Annotated in this window: 14 protein-coding genes and 4 pseudogenes; 10 read left to right on the top strand and 8 right to left on the bottom strand. The window is 67.1% G+C overall.

From position 1 onward, the window contains the following. Positions 1 to 19 precede the first annotated feature (19 nt). Entirely contained in the window at positions 20 to 448 is a 429-nt protein-coding gene (tnpA, locus tag OG975_RS01200) for an IS200/IS605 family transposase (RefSeq protein ID WP_406326739.1), read from the top strand. Positions 449 to 911: 463 nt separating this feature from the next. On the opposite strand, the gene OG975_RS01205 is transcribed toward tnpA, so the two are convergent. Further along, entirely contained in the window at positions 912 to 1,256 is a 345-nt protein-coding gene (locus OG975_RS01205) for a hypothetical protein (protein ID WP_406326740.1), read from the bottom strand. A gap of 241 nt (positions 1,257 to 1,497) precedes the next feature. On the opposite strand from OG975_RS01205, the pseudogene OG975_RS01210 reads away from it, so the two are divergent. Then, positions 1,498 to 1,939 (top strand): annotated as a pseudogene (locus tag OG975_RS01210) (IS630 family transposase); the annotation flags it as partial. A 7-nt stretch (positions 1,940 to 1,946) separates the two neighbouring features. Here the strand turns inward: OG975_RS01210 and OG975_RS01215 are convergent. The 3 genes from OG975_RS01215 to OG975_RS01225 all read right to left on the bottom strand — a co-directional run bounded on the left by OG975_RS01215 (position 1,947) and on the right by OG975_RS01225 (position 4,287). Further along, the gene (locus tag OG975_RS01215; protein WP_406326741.1) at positions 1,947 to 2,465 is read right to left on the bottom strand and encodes a hypothetical protein; all 519 of its coding nucleotides are present in this window, start codon (positions 2,463 to 2,465) and stop codon (positions 1,947 to 1,949) included. Positions 2,466 to 2,503: 38 nt separating this feature from the next. Next, a complete protein-coding gene (locus tag OG975_RS01220; RefSeq protein WP_406326742.1) occupies positions 2,504 to 2,791 on the bottom strand; it encodes a hypothetical protein in 288 nt (95 codons plus the stop codon). A gap of 206 nt (positions 2,792 to 2,997) precedes the next feature. After that, positions 2,998 to 4,287 carry an RNA-guided endonuclease InsQ/TnpB family protein gene (locus OG975_RS01225; RefSeq protein WP_406326743.1) on the bottom strand — a complete coding sequence of 430 codons (1,290 nt, stop codon included), beginning with the start codon at positions 4,285 to 4,287 and terminating at the stop codon, positions 2,998 to 3,000. Between the two features lie 28 nt (positions 4,288 to 4,315). Between OG975_RS01225 and OG975_RS01230 the strand changes: the two genes are divergently transcribed. From OG975_RS01230 to OG975_RS01245, 4 genes are all read left to right on the top strand, one after another. Then, complete coding sequence (locus OG975_RS01230; RefSeq protein ID WP_406326744.1) at positions 4,316 to 4,525, top strand: Arc family DNA-binding protein; 210 nt, start codon at positions 4,316 to 4,318, stop codon at positions 4,523 to 4,525. Between the two features lie 434 nt (positions 4,526 to 4,959). After that, positions 4,960 to 5,505, top strand: coding sequence for a hypothetical protein (locus tag OG975_RS01235; RefSeq protein WP_406326745.1), 546 nt, complete (start codon positions 4,960 to 4,962; stop codon positions 5,503 to 5,505). After that, positions 5,502 to 7,619, top strand: coding sequence for a SpoIIE family protein phosphatase (locus OG975_RS01240; protein ID WP_406326747.1), 2,118 nt, complete (start codon positions 5,502 to 5,504; stop codon positions 7,617 to 7,619). The genes OG975_RS01235 and OG975_RS01240 overlap by 4 nt, the downstream gene beginning before the upstream one ends. Positions 7,620 to 8,515: 896 nt before the next feature. Further along, positions 8,516 to 9,460 (top strand): hypothetical protein, encoded by a 945-nt coding sequence (locus OG975_RS01245; protein WP_406326749.1) that lies wholly within the window; start codon positions 8,516 to 8,518, stop codon positions 9,458 to 9,460. Positions 9,461 to 10,128: 668 nt separating this feature from the next. On the opposite strand, the gene OG975_RS01250 is transcribed toward OG975_RS01245, so the two are convergent. The 4 genes and pseudogenes from OG975_RS01250 to OG975_RS01265 all read right to left on the bottom strand — a co-directional run. Beyond that, positions 10,129 to 10,878 (bottom strand): transposase family protein, encoded by a 750-nt coding sequence (locus OG975_RS01250; protein WP_406326750.1) that lies wholly within the window; start codon positions 10,876 to 10,878, stop codon positions 10,129 to 10,131. 414 nt (positions 10,879 to 11,292) lie between these two features. Continuing rightward, positions 11,293 to 11,694: pseudogene (locus tag OG975_RS01255) on the bottom strand (transposase family protein); the annotation flags it as partial. Between the two features lie 16 nt (positions 11,695 to 11,710). Continuing rightward, the gene (locus OG975_RS01260) at positions 11,711 to 12,805 is read right to left on the bottom strand and encodes an IS110 family transposase (protein WP_406326752.1); all 1,095 of its coding nucleotides are present in this window, start codon (positions 12,803 to 12,805) and stop codon (positions 11,711 to 11,713) included. A 233-nt stretch (positions 12,806 to 13,038) separates the two neighbouring features. After that, positions 13,039 to 13,401: pseudogene (locus tag OG975_RS01265) on the bottom strand (transposase family protein); the annotation flags it as partial. A gap of 390 nt (positions 13,402 to 13,791) precedes the next feature. Between OG975_RS01265 and OG975_RS01270 the strand changes: the two are divergent. From OG975_RS01270 to OG975_RS01285, 4 genes and pseudogenes are all read left to right on the top strand, one after another. Next, positions 13,792 to 14,211: an FKBP-type peptidyl-prolyl cis-trans isomerase gene (locus OG975_RS01270; protein ID WP_330301739.1), complete on the top strand. Its 420-nt coding sequence runs from the start codon at positions 13,792 to 13,794 to the stop codon at positions 14,209 to 14,211. 100 nt (positions 14,212 to 14,311) lie between these two features. After that, positions 14,312 to 14,545, top strand: a pseudogene (locus tag OG975_RS01275) (transposase family protein); the annotation flags it as partial. Between the two features lie 188 nt (positions 14,546 to 14,733). Continuing rightward, on the top strand, positions 14,734 to 15,297 hold the full coding sequence (locus OG975_RS01280; RefSeq protein ID WP_406326753.1) for a DinB family protein: 564 nt from the start codon (positions 14,734 to 14,736) through the stop codon (positions 15,295 to 15,297). A 278-nt stretch (positions 15,298 to 15,575) separates the two neighbouring features. Continuing rightward, complete coding sequence (locus OG975_RS01285; RefSeq protein WP_406326754.1) at positions 15,576 to 16,550, top strand: GNAT family N-acetyltransferase; 975 nt, start codon at positions 15,576 to 15,578, stop codon at positions 16,548 to 16,550. Positions 16,551 to 16,699: the final 149 nt, after the last annotated feature.

Consider the following 16,699-nt stretch of genomic DNA (forward strand, 5'->3'; position numbering starts at 1 on the left):
ATCCTACTACACTTGGTATATGTCACCACGCTGGGAGCCAGATCCCGACATTCGACGGGGAAACCACGTCATCCACAACCTGCATGCTCACTTGGTGTTTGTCACCAAGTACCGGCGTAAGGTCTTCAACGGCGAGATGCTGACGCGCTGCGAGGCGATCATGCGGGACGTGTGCGAGAGCTTCGGCGCGGAGTTGCGCGAGTTCAACGGCGAAGGCGATCACGTCCACCTGCTCGTGCACTACCCGCCGAAAATCGCCCTGTCCAAGCTCGTCAACTCCCTCAAGGGCGTCAGCTCCCGATACCTGCGGGCGGAGTACACCGGCCGGATCAACCGGATCGGCACGGGGTCCGTCTTCTGGTCCCCGTCGTATTTCGCGGGGTCCTGCGGAGGCGCACCGCTGAGCATCGTCAAGGATTACATCGAGAACCAGAAGCGGCCTGTCTGACCGTCAGAACGAACGCGCAGAGAGCTCCGGCGCTCCGCGCCTCCGGGCCAGCGATCGCATTCCCGCCCGGCCTGAAGGCCGGGATTCCCTGCGAAGATCAAGGGATGGAGCGCGACGGCTGGTGCACGTCGGCGCGGGAGCGGCAATCTCACCTGTGACCAGCCGCGAAGCCAACAAGGTCATGTGAGAGAGCGAGAACGTTGCGAGAACGGGACAGCCGCAGCCGCCTGTTGATCCCTCCGGCTGCCGTTCGGCTCGGCGTGCACCGGCGCTCGGCCGAACGGCAAACCCGTTCACCACCCACCATCAGGGCTTCGTGACCTGCGGAAAGAGGATGTGACACAGGCGCTCACGGCGATGACGAGGAGCCTCACCCGTAGACCCGAGCCGCTGTCACCATGCCTCTGACGAATGCAACTGCCCCTCAGAGAAAGGAACTTGACCATCGTTCGGCGGGTTCACTTCACCCGCTTGGCTGGACAGTGATCAACAAAAGACCCTCGGGATCAGCGAAGTCCCTGGCGAGCTCCGCGGTGACGTCTCCGTTCTGCGGATCGTCGTCCGCGCGCTCCTTCAGATAGTCGTTCAGCCAGCGAACCGACGCCAGCACGTCCGGATCGTTCTTCCAAACGTCGCATGCCTCGCTCTGACCGTCCTTCGGCTCCGATTTCCAGCCGTCCTCTCCAAGACCCTTGATGTACTCGCCTGGAAAGAAGTCAGCCCGCTCCGGCCTGACGACGAGGTATCGGACCTCGTAACCCTCCGCCCCGGCGGGGTTGGACGTACTGATCCCCTTCAGCACCTCCATTTTCCCGACGAGTTGACTCTGGACCTCGGACGAAACCTGTTCTTCCTGGTCCAACTGGCCCCAGATCAGGGCTCCGCCGCCCCCCCAGCAGCAGGAACAGAAGCGTGGCCGCCGTGAAGAGGAGCCACCGACTCTTCCCTGTCATCGTCGGTCCGCCACCTCCCAGAACCGCAGCGCGACTTCGTAGCGCTTCCTATAGCCCGCCTCTCGCTCGAACATCAACGGCGCCCGCTCCTTGTGCCTTCGGGTCCTGCTCCGTGAGGAGGGCGTCTCGTTTCAACGCGTGAAGACCTGGAAGACCTCACGCGACCCGGACTACGCGGCCAAGAAGGCTCGCATCGAGCATCTTTACGCGATTGCCGATGGCGAGGTCATACCCGGGGAAGGCGAGCCCGAAGTCGCCTTCTGCATGGACGAGTTCGACCAGCTCAACTTCCAGCTCCACCCCAGCCGGCAATGGGCCGAACGCGGCGGCCGGCACAAGGACCCTGACCGCGGGGCCTCGGCCGCGGCGTCGGGCGACCTACACCCACCCGCACAGGGTTGGGCACCTGTTCGCCGCCTACGACCTCGCCGGCCACAAGGAACAGGGCAGCATGATCCGCCGCTACATCATCTGGCGGAACAAGTACGCCGCCGACGAACGTCTCCGCGAGGTAGTGGCCAGGGCGAATGTTGCCTGATGCGGCGCTAGGACCTGATCCAGGCAATCGAGAGGACCAGAGCCGTGCCGAGCACAGTGCCGACGGATTCCAGGATCGCGTGAACAACTAGGCCAGAGCGGTCAGCCACAGCCCAATCCCGGCCTGCATAGATCGGTATGTCCGTCACGAACTCTTCATCGTCTGCGAACGTCAGCCCTTCGATCTCGCCTCTCCCCCGCTGTCCGCCAGGCAGACGCCACGCTCCCCGGCATGGGCCGTTCCAGTCGCAGTGCACGTATCCTTCCGTCTTCGTCTGGTGCCCGTCGATGAACCGGTAGGTGTTCTTCGCGGCGAACCACAGCGGCAGCGCAAGCGCACACAGGCACACGACCAACATCACCCGCTGCCAAGGCTTGAGCCCAGTTATCAGATCTGCGCTCCACGACCATGGGCCCACGCCCCGCACCTCACCTTCCATGACCACCACATCGGATCCCAGATGGCCGACGGCGTTCCTCTCAAAGCATGGCAGGCCGCCACCAGCCGATTCAGGAAAGCGCACCAAGAGCCTCAAGCTGCCCGTCCGGCAACGGCAACCCGTAGTTACCCCACCGTGAACTCGACGTTCTCCTGATCGAATCGCTTTACGTCATCCACGCACAGAGGGTAGGCGCAGGCGGTTCCGCCCGTAGACAAGGCGAACATAGCCTGATGCGGCACTGGGGCCGGGTCGAGTCCGAGCACGCCGCCCTCTCCCCGCGCCGCACCGTCCGCCTCTTGCTCACCCATCCCGACCACCTGCGCGAGGACCAGCACATCCTGTGTGATCAACTCGCCGCCGCCTGCACCGAGATGACCGTCCTGGCCGCCCTGATACGCGACTTCGCCCAATTACGACCCCGGCCGAACACAACGTCAACATGCTGGCCCACTGGATCACCCCGACCCGGGCCGCCTCAACCGGACGGACAGCGCGAGCGCACGGAACTGCTGGAGATCCGCGATCTACCAGACGGGCACCGGGCCCTCCTCACGATCGTGGATGCGCGGTCGCCCCGACATTCGCAGAGCCTGGGTCTTTTGACATCCTCCCCCTCTTAAAAGAGGGGGATTCCAACCCAGGTGGGTTGAGGTTCACGGACGCTCGAACGGCTGGTGGCCGTTGTCGTCCCTCCGGCACCGGCTGAGCGCCGGGGGCGGGGAATCCCGCCCTGTCCTGCCGCGACGTTGACTGCTGCATTGGTGTCCGCGTTGCAGGTGAACCCGCAGGACACGCAGAAGAACTCGGCTTGGCTCTTGCGCGAGTTCTTCTCGATCCATCCGCAGGCGCTGCACCGCAGACTCGTATAGGGGGCGGGTACGTCCTCGACCCGGCCAGGGGCTTTGTGCTCCGTGCGTTGCCGGAGCAGGCCCCAGCCCTGGGCGAGGATCGCCCGGTTCAGCCCGGCCTTCTGCCTGACGTTCTTGCCGGGCTTCTCGACCGTCCCCTTCGCGGAGGCGGTCATGTTCTTGATGTTCAGCTTCTCGAAGCGCACCAGGTCATAGGTGCGGGCGAGCATGGTGCTGGTCTTCTCGCACCAGTCCTTGCGCCGGTCAGCTTCGCGTGCCTTGAGCTTGGCAACCTTGACGTACTCGGCCGTTTTCCGCTCGCTGCCCTTCGGCGCGCGAACTGCCCGCCGCTCGTGCTTGCGGATCCGGGCCCGCTCCTTGACCGTGAGCTGCGGGCAGTTCAGCCTCCGCCCGTCCGACAGAGCGGCAGTGATCTTCACGCCCCGGTCGATACCGATGATCTCGCCTGCGCCCGGGGCATCGATCGGCTCGGGGATGACGGCGAACGCAATGTGCCACTGACCGCCTCGGAAGGTGACGCGGAACGTCTTCGCCTTCGGCAGCCCGGCGCGGGTGAGCCTGAAGCGCACCCACCCACAGCCGGGCACCCTGACCTGAGCCCACCGCCGGTTCAGCTTCTGCACGACTACCGAGCGGCCCATGACCTGCTTGCCCGTCTTCGGGTTCAGCTTCGGCGACCCGTCCGCCTCGAACTCCCCAACCCGGTCGGTGCCGATGACCCGGAATCCCTCGTGCACGTACTTCCTGCGCCACGTCGGCTCACCGAAGCCGGAGGTGAAGCGGGCGTTCTTGGCCTGGGCGAAGTCCTTCAGGGCCTGCTGCTGCACATCAGCATTACCCGCACGCAGCCATTCGTTGTCACGCCGGGCCTCGGTGAGCTGGCGGCACTGCTCGGCGAAGCCGGGCGCAGCCCTGCGGCCCCGGTACCAGTGCGAATGCTGCTCCACGGCGAGGTTCCACACGTACCGGGCGTGCGCGCAGTGATCGAGCATGATGCCCGCCTGCCCGCCCGTCGGGTACATCCGGAAACGTGACATGCCGTCATAATGGCGGCAGAATGACGGCATGGTCAAGTTCACACTTCGTCTCCCCGAAGAACTCCACCAACGGCTGACCGACCAGGCAGACACCGACCGGCGGTCCCTCAACTCCGAGATGCTGCACCTGCTTGAGGTCGGCCTCAGCGTCATCTCTCCCGAAACGCCGGATCGCCCCGGCGGCGATCCGGCTTCCCCTGCCCCGCGACGCGGGAGCGGGCAATCACCCCAGCCCTGAAGGACCGGGCACCCCGCCCGAAAGCAAGGTGGTACCCGGAGCACATGAGCCTCTACAACGACTGGGAGTCGGCGCCGGCGGCAGCCGAAGCCGACCGGCTCGAAGGGGACGTCAGGAGGGCCAGCCACGGCAGGCGTAATTACTCCAGCGGCGAGTCCGCAATGTTCTGGCCGAACCGAGTGAGCAGGAGCGCGGCCGGACGCCGCGCTCTTCCCCCCTGCTCCGGAGCGGTTCTCGTCCGAGTTGATTGCGGTTCGACGCAGTCCTCCCTTGCCACCCTCACTGTCAGCGGCCGGATGTCTCTCCGCGTATCGGCTCGCGGCGGGCCCATCCGTACACGGCCTCTGGTTCGGTGCGTGACCGACCGCTGCCGGGCAGTGAGGCAGCCGCCGACTGGAGAGCGGGCTGGTGCTGCCGGGGTGACCATAGGAGGTGTGGAGGAAGCGCAGCTGGCAGCCGCCTTTGCCGGGCGGCTCCGGGAGCTGACCGTGGCGCCCTTTCTGTTCGCAGGCAGCGGCATGTCGTGGCGCTGCCTGGGGCTTGCGGGCCGGGAAGAGCTGCTGGAACAGCAATGCGCCGACTTTCTCCGGCCGCACGCCTACTACCGTGCCACGGCGGGCGCGGATCTGCCCGGTGTCGCACGTTTGAGCTCGGGACGTCCAGGAGCTGTGGTGGTCCGATGCGTACGCCGACCAACCAGTCGGCAAGGAGCCGGCGGACACCCAGTCGGCTCACAAGATCCCCCCGCTCCACCCACGCCCGGCGAGCTGGAAACCCCCGATCTGGTGGAGCTGGTCAGCTTCTCCCCCCTCCTCGACCCTGGCATGTACCAGCTCGATGAGCTGCGGGAGGGTCTGGCGGAGCACATGGATGACCGCGGGGCGGGGAGCACGCACAAGACCGGCTTCCACCTGCGCGTGTGCCTCTCCGACCTCCTGAAGCACGGCCCGGACTCTGCCCACATGGGAGGTGCGGGATGAGAGAACCGAACCCGGTCGAGGAACTGATCAGCGGCGCCGCACAGGACGCCGGCGGCTGGCTCGGCGCACTGCCAGTGGCACAGGTGGCCACCAGCGCCGACGGAACGATCGTGCGCTGGAACCGCGCCGCCGTCGAGCTGCTCGGCTTCACCCCGCAGCAGGTGATCGGACGGCACATCGCCGAGCTGTTGCACCCGGGCGCGGACCGAAGCCTTGGCCGGTCGCTATGGGAGGCGGCGGCCGGCGGCCGGGGGGTGATGGGCACGGTCACCGCCTGGCACCAGGACGGGCACCCCGTGGAGCTGGAGATCTGGGCAAGTCCCGTTCCCGACCGGCGTGACGACGCCTCCGCGATCCTGATCTTCGCCGCCGAGGCCCATACGGCCCGGCGTATCCGCGGATCGTCGGCGGTATGGGACGGATTGTTCGCCCGCTCCCCGGTCGGCATCGCCGTCCTGGACACACAGCTGCGATTCCTCCGGGTCAACCCGGCCCTGGAGCGAATGAACGGCCTGTCGGAGTCGGCACACGTCGGCCGACGCCTCGCCCAGCTGCTGCCCGAGGTCAACGCCGAGGACATGGAGGAGGCGATGCAGCAGGTCCTCGACAGCGGTGAATCGGTCTTGGACCGCCGCCACACAGGCCGCACACCGGCTGACCGCGACCGCGACCGCGTGTGGTCATGCTCCTACGTACGCGTCGAAGACCCCGGCGGCCGGGCCATCGGCGTCATCGCCTCCCTGCTCGACATCACTGACCAGCAGCGCGCCCATTCCGAAGCCGAAGCAGGACGGCGCAGGCTCGCTCTGCTCAGCGAGTCATCCATCCGGATCGGCTCCAGCCTGGACCTGGAGCGCACCGCCCAGGAACTCGCCGACCTCGCCGTTCCCCACCTCGCCGATGCGGTCACCGTCGACGTCCTGGACACCCTCGCCCACGGCGACGAACCCGGCATAGGCCTGACCGGCGGTGTCGCCCTCCGCCGCCTGGGCAAAGCCCCGCTGACCGGCTCCGCGGTCGCTGATGTCCTCGCCCCGCTCGGCCGCACCCTCGACTTCCCAGCGGCCGCCCCCTACACCCAGGCCCTCGCCGGGCGCCAGCCGTTCCTGATCGCCCGCCTCGACGAGAACGCCATCGCCCCCGCCGCCCGCCACACCAGCAAGCCGGCGCAGCTGCTGAAACTCGGCGTGCACTCGTTCATGATGGCCCCGCTCGTCGCCCGGGACCTGGTGCTGGGCGTGGCGACCTTCTACCGCACGCGATCAGTCAGCCCCTTCACCTCCGAGGACGTGACGCTGGCCGGTGAGCTGACCGCGCGTGCCGCCCTCAGCATCGACAACGCTCGCCTCTATCACCGCGAGCACGACACCGCGCTCACCCTGCAGCGCAGCATGCTGCCTCAGCACATCACCCCACCGCCCGGGATCGAGGTCGCCCATCGCTACTTGCCCGCCAGCGACGTCAACGAGGTCGGCGGCGACTGGTACGACGTGCTGCACCTGCCCCGAGGCAGAGTGGCCCTCCTCATCGGCGACGTCATGGGTCACGGCACCCAGGCCGCAGCCGTCATGGGACGGCTCTCCGCCAGCGTGCGGGCACTCGCCCGGCTCGACCTCGAACCCGAGGAACTGCTGCACCAGTTGGAAGCAGCCCTCGACGATCTCGCCGAGCCGATGCTCGCCACCTTCCTCTACATCGTGATCGACCTGACGACCGGCCGCTGCCGCATGACCCGCGCCGGCCACCCGCCGCCCGTCACCGTCAGCCCCGACGGCACCGTCCACGTGCTCGACCTTCCACCCGGCACCCCACTCGGTGTCGGAGGCACCCGCTTCACCACCACCGAGACCACCCTGGAACCGGGCAGCATCCTCGTGCTGTACACCGACGGCCTCATCGAGTCCCGCGGCAGCGACATCGACGAACGCCTCGCTGAACTGACCCATCTGCTCGCCCAGCCCCACCCGTCCCTGACGGGACTGTGCGACAACCTGCTCACTCACCTCTCGCCGGGCTCCGCCGACGACGACATCGCCCTGCTGATCGCCCGCCTCCCCGGCGGCGGAACCGACCCGCACCTGAGCACGGAAGCGTACGCACCCCTTCCTCGGTGATCCTCCGCCCCAGGCGGACCCAGTCGCCCAGCTGCCCCCCAGCGCTCGGATACGGTCCAGGCATGGACACATGAGACGCGGAGGCCGTACAGGCGCAGATACAGGAAAGGCTTTGCCGACGATCCGCCTTTCTGAAACCACCTTTGAGTCCCCCACCCGGTTGTGTGAAGAAGACCAGAAAACCGGTGTTGTCACCGTCCGGATCAGCCGTGAGCCGCAACTCGAGTTGTGCGAACCGGAGCGTTCCGAACTCGGCGACCGGTTCCGGCAGATCGAAGAAGCCTCGGTACGTATAAGTGCCTGTCAGGAACGTGGCGTCCATCACGATCTCCTGTCGGTTGCGACCGATGTCGCCCTATTTCACCCTGAGGGTCGTGGAGGCAGGCAGACCGCGACTCGGCAGCCGCCAAACTCGGCTGCGACTCGTTGAATTGGGGGCGGCTGTGTTCCGTAGACGTCGTACTCCGCAGACGGTGTCCCGGGCGCCTGCATTCCTGCTGGCTCGGCCAGACGCTGTTCGACGGATTTCCCGAAGACGACCCAGATGGGGTGTTTCGTCAACGGCGGCGGGAGACCTGATCTCTTTCCTTTTCACCGCCGGTGAGGAGATCTCTCTTCTGCGACTTGAGGACTATTCATCCCGGTGCGATATGACGGTGTGTCCGCATGCCCGGCACCGGCCGGTTGTGGCTTGATCGTCGGGCGGTCCCAGGCAGGGACCGGAACATCGAGCCCATTCGGCATCCCTGATCGAGGAGTCCCGAGCGTGAGACTGGCCATGCGCCATGGGGTATCCCCACGACGTGGCGCCGGGGCCACAGCCGAACGGCTGCGGCATCCGGTGCGGCGCAGCGCCCTCCTGCTCGCCATGGCCGGCGCTGCCGGCCGCTTTGGTGGTGCCCCTGGCCACGCCCGCCTCGGCGGCGCCCGTGACCGTCACCTTCACCCCCGGCGCCAACCAGCCCTTCACCGTCCCGTCCGGCGTCACCCAACTGACCATCACCGCCACCGGAGCCGCAGGACAGAACGGAACCAACGGAGGAGTGGGCGGTGACGGCTCCACCGTCACCGGCACCGTCAACGTGCCGTCGGGCACCACCATCCTCTACGTCAACGTCGACACCGGCGGAGGCACAGCGGGCGGCAGTTTCGCCGAGGGCGGCGCCGGCGGCGGAGCCAGCGACGTGCGCACCTGCGACTCCACCAGCCCCAGCTGTTTCCTCACCGGCGTCACCGCCACCGACCCCCGGCTGATCGTCGCGGGCGGCGGAGGAGGCGGAGGAGCCGGCGTTGACCTGTATCCCGCCCCCGAGACGACCGGAGGAGACGCAGGAGTTACCGGTCAGACGGGCGGCAGCAGGCCCAACGGTGGCGGAGGAGGAGGCGGGGGAACTCAGACGACCCCCGGCGCGGGTGGAGCCGCATGCGGAAACGTCGGCCCCGTAACCAGCACACCCGGCACCCCCGGTGGCGGCGGTACCGGCGGCAACGGCGGCGATCCTTACTCCGGCGGAGGCGGCGGAGCCGGCTGGTTCGGCGGCGGCGGAGGCGGCGGCTGCAACCAGATTCTCTCCGATGGGACGGAAGGGCCCGGTGGCGGCGGTGGCGGGTCCAACCGCGTCCCGGCGGGCGGTACCTCCGGACCTGCCACCGGCCCGGCTGCGGTGACCATCACCTACGAACAGGCCGACGGGAACAATGGCGGAGGCACCGGGTCGCTCCTGCCCATCAACCTCAGCGGCATCCTCCCGATGTTCAACAACAGCAGCGTCAACAACAACATCAAGAGCCCCGGCGCCGGCAACACCACCACACAGAACCTCGGCCTGAACACGCCCTGAACCACGGCACGCCGCTCAGGACGTGCGGTGAGGTGAGCGGCCGTCGATGGCGGTCCCGGCGGATGCCGACGGGACCGCCATCGGTCTCTCGCTCCGTGATCCGCGGCGGCAACGACTGCTGTCCGACCGCGACGGCCATCACGCCCAGGCCCATGGGCGGCAGCCGCGGAGCCTGCCCGGCTCCCGGTCGTGGTCGTCCTCCGGATCCGGCGGTGCGGCGGCCTGGCGGCGGGCTCCCGGGACTGATTAAGAAGAGCCTTGGACCCGCGGACTCACTCTCGTGCAGGCTCATGGCTGTGAGTGGTTGGCCCAGATCTAGACCGACGTCGTGTTGATCCAGAGCCGTTGGGACTTCTCCGACAACATGCCGGGGCGGACCGCATTTTGGTCGGATCGCCTGTCCGGGTGAGCACCGCGAGCCCAGATTCAGTGAGCTCTCTCAGCGTTGCCGCTCCAGGGTGAGGACGGCTGCGCAGATTGACGACATTCGATTCGGGCTGCATCGGGCTTTGCGGGAGATCCGCCAGGACTTCAGTCGTAGGACGCCGCGCTCGACCGGTGCCCGTGCCGCGGACAGCGCCCGGTTGACGGTCTGTTGGGTGCGCGCGAGGTCGCGTCCCGCGTCATGTCATCGGTCGAGGCTGTCACATTTGGGTCATTGAGCGTTTTCAGCGTTGCCTCTCCAGGGTGAGGACGGCTTTGGCGATGACGGTCATGCGGTTGGGGCTGATGTGGGATCTGCGGAAGATCTGCCAGGACTTCAGCCGTGCCATGGCGCGCTCGACCGGAGCCCTGGCTTGGGCAAGGGCCCGGTTGACGGTGTGCTGGGTCGGGGTCAGCTCTCCGCCTGGTGGCCGTTTGAGGCCGGTGGTGACCCAGGTGCCGGCGCCCGTGTAGGCGCGGTCGGCGAGGACGGGGACACCCTGGCGTTCGCAGATCCGGATGATCTGGTGGGTGCGGGCTGCGGTGAGATCGTGGGTGCCGCCCGGCAGGGCGGGCGAGATCCACAGCAGCTCGCCTGTCGGATCGGTGAGGACCTGGACGTTCACTCCGTGCCGGCGGTGCTTGGCCGAGTAGTCCGCGCGGCTGTCGCCGACGCGGTCGCACTCGGCGAGGGTTCCGTCGAGGAGGACGAAGTCCGGGTCGTTCTCGCGCAGGGTCTTCAGCAGACCCGGGGCCCGGTCGGCGAGCAGGTTCGTCACGGTGGTGACGTAGGCGTGCGCGGTGCCGACGGATATGCAGAAACCAGCCGCGATCCTTACGAGGGTGTCGTGGCGGCGCAGGTACACCAGAGCGACGAGTGCGCGCTGGTGCGGCGGGAGCTTGCACCGCCGGTCACCTTCGCGGGTGACGATGAGCATGGTGACCCACTCGACCAGGGCGTGCGGGAGGTCGAGTGCGGCAGAATAGGGAACCAACAGGGCTCCTGTGCCGGTGGGTTGAGACGTCGAACACCTCCCTCAACGGCACAGGAGCACTGTCTGTTGCGAAACCCATTCTCACGCCGCTTCCGTCATCCGACCGGTGACCACGCTGAAAACGCTCCGTGTTCGGCCATGAGCGCATGGAACTGCTGCTGCTCGTAAGGGACCCCGGGCGGTAGGGCCGCAACATGCCAGTGGACATGAGTGTTTCCTTGCTGCGACCCCAGCGACAGCAGATACACCCGCTCCGGCGCCAGCACTTCTTCAACCGCGAGCGCCACATGGCGCACGGCTGCATCATCAGCACGTAGCCGTCCTCGGAGAACCCGCTGACGACGTCTTTCACGTGCGCCTTGGGTGCGACGAGAACCTTTTCCGGCACCGTGAGCCACTGAGCCTTTTCCATTCTCAGTCTGAGCTGGCCAGATGGAGGGTGAGGACGGCTTGGACGATGCTCGTGATCCGGGTCGTCGAGCAGCGGAGCTTGCGGAGGATCCGCCAGGACTTGAGGGTGGCGATGGCTTGTTCGACCAGTGCCCGGACCTTCGCATGGGACCGGTTGACGGCCTGCTGACCGGCGGAGAGGCTGTCCCATCGGCCTCGGTAAGGGAGACGGACCGTGCCGCCTGCGCCCTGGTAGCCCTTGTCCGCCCAGCAGTTGATGCCGGCCTCGGCGAGAGCGTCGATGATGCCGTGCTCGCGTGCGGCCCGGACATCATGGACGGCACCGGCCAGGGCCGGTGAAGCCCAGAGGAGACGCCCCTTCGGGTCGGCGATGACCTGCACGTTCATGCCGTGCTTCTTGTGTTTGATGCCCCTATGTTCGTCAAGCTGCGGTGGCTGTGGTTGGCAGCGGGATGCTGGACCGGATGATCTTGTAGATCGCTCGGGCGAGGTACCGCTTCAAGCAACGGATGATCTCGCGTTTGGTCCGTCCTTGTGCCGTTCGCCGTGCGAGGTAGTCGCGGGTGCTGTCATGGCAGCGCAGGCGGGTAAGGATCACTCTGAACAAGGCCGCGTTGGCCTGGCGATTACCCCCTCGGTTGAGTCGGCGACGCTGAGTCTTGCCCGAGGACATCTCGACAGGGCTGGTGCCGCACAAGGCGGCAAAGGACGCCTCGCTGGCGAGACGTTCAGGGTTGTCGCCAGCTGCGATGAGCAAGGTGGCGGCGGAATCCTGGCCCACGCCGAACAGTTGCAGTAGCTCTGGCGCAGTGTCGTTGACCTGGGCGGTCAGGTGTTTCTCCAGGCTGCGGATCTCCTCGGTCAGGTGCTGAATGCGCCGGGCCAGCAGCCGCAGTGTGTACTGGACGGCGTTGTCGACGTCAGCCCGAGGGATCGGTTCGAATTGTGCGCACTGGCTGACCAGTGCTGTGGTGCTCAGCCCGGCCAGGTGCTCACGCAGTGCTGGGTCCGCCGATATGAGCACTGATTTGAGCTGGTTGATCGCCTGGGTACGGGACTTGACGGCAGAGTCCTTGGCGAGTTTGAACAGCCGCAGCATTTCCGCGGCCCCGTCGCCAGCCTTCGGTACGGTGGTTGCGCGCCCGGAGATGACCGAGCGGGCGGCGGCTTCGGCGTCCACGGCGTCACTCTTGCCGTGCCGGCGCCGTAGTGCACGGTCGGGCCGATTGACCTCGGTCACCGCGACCCCTGCCGCGCGCAGGTGCCGGCACAAGCCCGCACCGTAAGACCCCGTCCCCTCCACGCCAGCGCGCAGCACCGGGCCGAAATCTCTTGCCCAGGCGAGAAGCTCGTCATATCCGACAGCCGAAGCGGGGAATCCGCCGCTGTCCAAAAGCCGCCCGCCCTCTGTCACAACCGCGGCAACGTGCACGTCCTTGTGGGTGTCCACGCCGAGGATCACTGGCTCGGCAAACTGCTCGCTATTACGGGCTTGAGGCGTGACGGGCGCGGTCATAAGGCTCCTTGCCTGGCTTCGACGGTCGGATGGCCGACGCTGGCCCAGAGCAAGCAGTCAGGACTGTGACGGCGCTTTGCGGAGCAAGGCCCCTATTGAGACACGCATGCGCTGGACAAGCGGTAGCAGGCACCGCTCCGGCCGGTGATCGACAGACCAAACACAAGGCACCAAGGGCCAGCCAGAGTACGAGTCAGACCACCGGCCGAAGCGGAGCAGAACCCATACTCACAGCCCGAGTAGAAGGGACGGTCGGCGGCGATCCGGTCGATCGGCAGAAGCGTCCCGTCCAGGATCAGATACGCCTTCGTCGACGCGGCCCGTACTGCTTCGGCGAGCGTGGGGGCGAGGGCGGCCAGGAGCTCGACGGCCTCGGTGACATACCGGTAGACGGTGGTGGTGCCGATCCCGAAACCCGCCACGAGCTGGGCATAGGGCTGGCCATTGCGGAGGTGGGCGAGAGCGAGCAGGGCCTGACGGCCCGCGCTCAGGCGCCGCCATCGGGTGCCGAGAGCGCGGCGGTGTTCCCTCAGACGGGCGGCGAGGAAGCGGAGGGCAGAGCTGGACACGTCGACGCCCGACGGGTAGACAAGCATGCGAAGCCTCTGGTGGAGACGGTTCTCTTGGTCGAAAACCCATCTACCAGGGGCTTCATCCGTCTGTCAGGCCAACTTCCAAGCCGACGCCGGAGGTTGGAAAAGACTCACTGATCCATAAACGCGCGTGGTCAGCGTGGCGTAGACCAACTCGTGTCTGTAGTCAGGGTCTCCCTTGAGGAACGCGCAGACGAAACACGGCCCGAGACGCGCCCTGGTTTGGCCGGCTCTCCCTCCGGTACATCCCCCGGACGCGAGAGCCGTGTTCCGTGGCACGGGGTGCACCTCGGAGCATGGGCATTGCCGGTAGCGTGATCGCCTGCCGCATGGAATGTCCATGTGTCCGGCCGGCCCGTGCGAGGGATTCCGGTGGCGAGCGATGGGACCGCGATGAGCGAACTGACGAAGCCCAGAATCGAGGTTCCGGAGGGTGACGCGCCCACCGAGCTGACGATCCGGGACCTCGTGGTTGGGGACGGCCCCGAGGCGCAGCCGGGCAGGGTCGTCCAGGTTCACTATGTAGGGGTCACGTTCGCGTCCGGAAGAGAGTTCGACTCCTCCTGGGAGCGGGACCGGCCGTTCAAGTTCGCCGTGGGCGGTGGCAGGGTCATCAAGGGCTGGGACCGGGGAGTAAGGGGAATGAAGGTCGGCGGCCGGCGCGAGATCATCGTTCCCCCGCGTCTCGGTTACGGCAAGCAGTCACCCTCTCCGTTGATCCCGGCGGGCTCGACGCTGATCTTCGTCGTGGACCTACTCACGGTCGTGGGCGGGCCCGCCGGAGCGAGGCCCGGCTCGACCGGCTCGGCCTGAACCTGGCGCTCCTGAGAGGCCGGGGACACCCTGTCGCTGCCACGTATGGACAGTGGCACTCCTCGACAGACACCTCCTCAACCCGTGGCGCGCGAGATGGCGGCCCGTCACAGGCGCCGGCACCTGGGTCACCACCGGCCTCAAACGGCCACCATGCGGAGAGCTGACCCCGACCCAGCACACCGTCAACCGGGCCCTTGCCCAAGCCAGGGCTCCGGTCGAGCGCGCCATGGCACGGCTGAAGTCCTGGCAGATCTTCCGCAGATCCCACATCAGCCCCAACCGCATGACCGTCATCGCCAAAGCCGTCCTCACCCTGGAGAGGCAACGCTGAAAACGCTCATTGAACCCAGCCCAGCCAGCCGGGTTGTTAATGTCAAACAGCCGCTCGCGGCGGCGCGGCCCGAAGGGCACATCAGCCCCCAGCGTCATCTCCCGGTGCGGTACGCTCTCGCGGCCCACGGCCGGCGACGGCGTCCGCGAGGGCCGCAGCCAGGTCTCCGTTGTATGTAGTGTGCGGAAATGGCAAGAAGCGAGCGACTCGCGGACCAGCTGGACCGGCACTGGCACAAGAACCTGCGGCCACGGCTGGAGGGTCTTACCGACGAGGAGTACTTCTGGGAGCCGGTGCGCGGCTGCTGGAGCATCCGCCCGCGTGGCACGTCGGCCGCACCGATGTCGGCAGGTTCGGGGGAATGGACGATGGACTCCGCCTCCCCTGACCCGGTGCCGGCGCCGGTGACCACGATTGCCTGGCGGCTGGCGCACATCATCGTCTCCTGCCTGGGCTATCGGGTCGGATGGCACTTCGGCGGCCAGGGCGTCGACTCCCAGACATTCGCCTTCGCGGGGACCGCTGACGAGGCGCTGAAACAGCTCGATGAGATGTATGGCAGATGGAACGCGGGGGTCCGCGAGCTCTCGGACGCTGACCTGAAGAATCCGCCCACGGTGGGTCCCGAGCGGTTTCCCATGGAGGGCATCGTCCTGCACGTCAACAGGGAGCTGATCCATCACGGCGCCGAGATTTCCCTGCTGCGCGACCTCTACCGCTGGCAGGACGGAGCCGTACCGCGCCGAATATGACTTTCCGGTAACCGGCGATCGAGCTTCGGAAACCTACGTGGACTCCGTGACGCTCCGTGGCTGCGAGCTTCAGTGAGCCTTTTCCATTCGGCATTCCTCCGGCTCCTCGGAGGCCCCCGGCGGACCGGGGCCCAGCGGGTCGTCGACCGGCAGGAAGACGGCCGCCCGGTCGTCGGGGAACGCGGCCGCTCGATCCTTGAGGTACCGCCGGACCTGTCGCTTCGCCCGCGGCGCACGTCCGTGGTGCGATGGAACTGGGGGCGGAAAGGAGAGCGATCATGCCCGCAGCGAAGCGAACGAGTGTCGCCGCCTCGGTGTCGGTCCGCGCGCTGGTTGAGCCGGACCTGGATCGGGCCGACGAGATCTTCAGGGTCGCCTTCGGGACCTTCCTCGGGGCCCCTGAGCCAGAGACGTTCTTCGGGACCGCCGACTATGTCCGCACCCGCTGGGCGGCAGATCCACACGCGGCCTTCGCAGCGACCGTCGAGGGCGAGGTCGTCGGATCGAACTTCGCCGCCAACTGGGGCAGCGTCGGGTTCTTCGGCCCGCTGACCGTACGTCCGGATCTGTGGGACCAGGGCATCGGCAGGCGCCTTATGGAACCGGTCATGGCCTGCTTCGACACCTGGGAGAACCGCCACCTCGGCCTATTCACCTTCTCCCACAGTCCCAAGCACCTCGAGCTCTACCGCCGGTACGGTTTCTGGCCCCGATTCCTTACAGCCATCATGAAGAAACAGGTAGCCGTCAGTGCCGCAGTCCCCGGCCGAGTGCTGTACGGCGAGCTGACCGCCGCTGAGCGGCCCGACGCACTGAGCCTCAGTCGCGCACTGACGGGGGCCGTGTACGAGGGCCTGAGCTTGGAGCGCGAGATCATGGCCATACAGGCGCAGGGGCTCGGTGACACCATCCTCCTCGAGGGCGCCGACTCCGACCTCGACGGTCTGGCTGTCTGCCACTGCGGAGCGGGGTCGGAGGCCGGTGAGGACGTGTGCTTCGTCAAATTCGGCGCCGTACGCCCTGGCCCGGACGCCGCGGACCGGTTCGAACGACTGCTGAATGCGTGCGAGCAGCTGGCCACCGAGAGGGGACTGGGGCAACTGGACGCCGGAATGAACCTGGCCCGCGAGGATGCCTACCGGCGCATGGTCGACCGCGGTTTCCGTACCTGGCTGCAAGGCGTGACCATGCACAAGCCTAACGAACCTGGCTACAGCCACCCAGACGCCTACGTGATCGACGACTGGCGCTGAGTCCACCGCCATACTCGGCTTCGGGGAAGACCCGATGCCGTCAGGAGACGAACGACCGTCGCTGACCGCCCGTCACCGTTCCTACTGACCACGTCGGCATACCGCAGGGATCACGAGACGTCAGCCCCTACGACACCACGCTTTTAAGG

The sequence above is a fragment of the Streptomyces sp. NBC_00203 genome (assembly GCF_045206325.1).
Lineage (GTDB): Bacteria > Actinomycetota > Actinomycetes > Streptomycetales > Streptomycetaceae > Streptomyces > Streptomyces lutosisoli.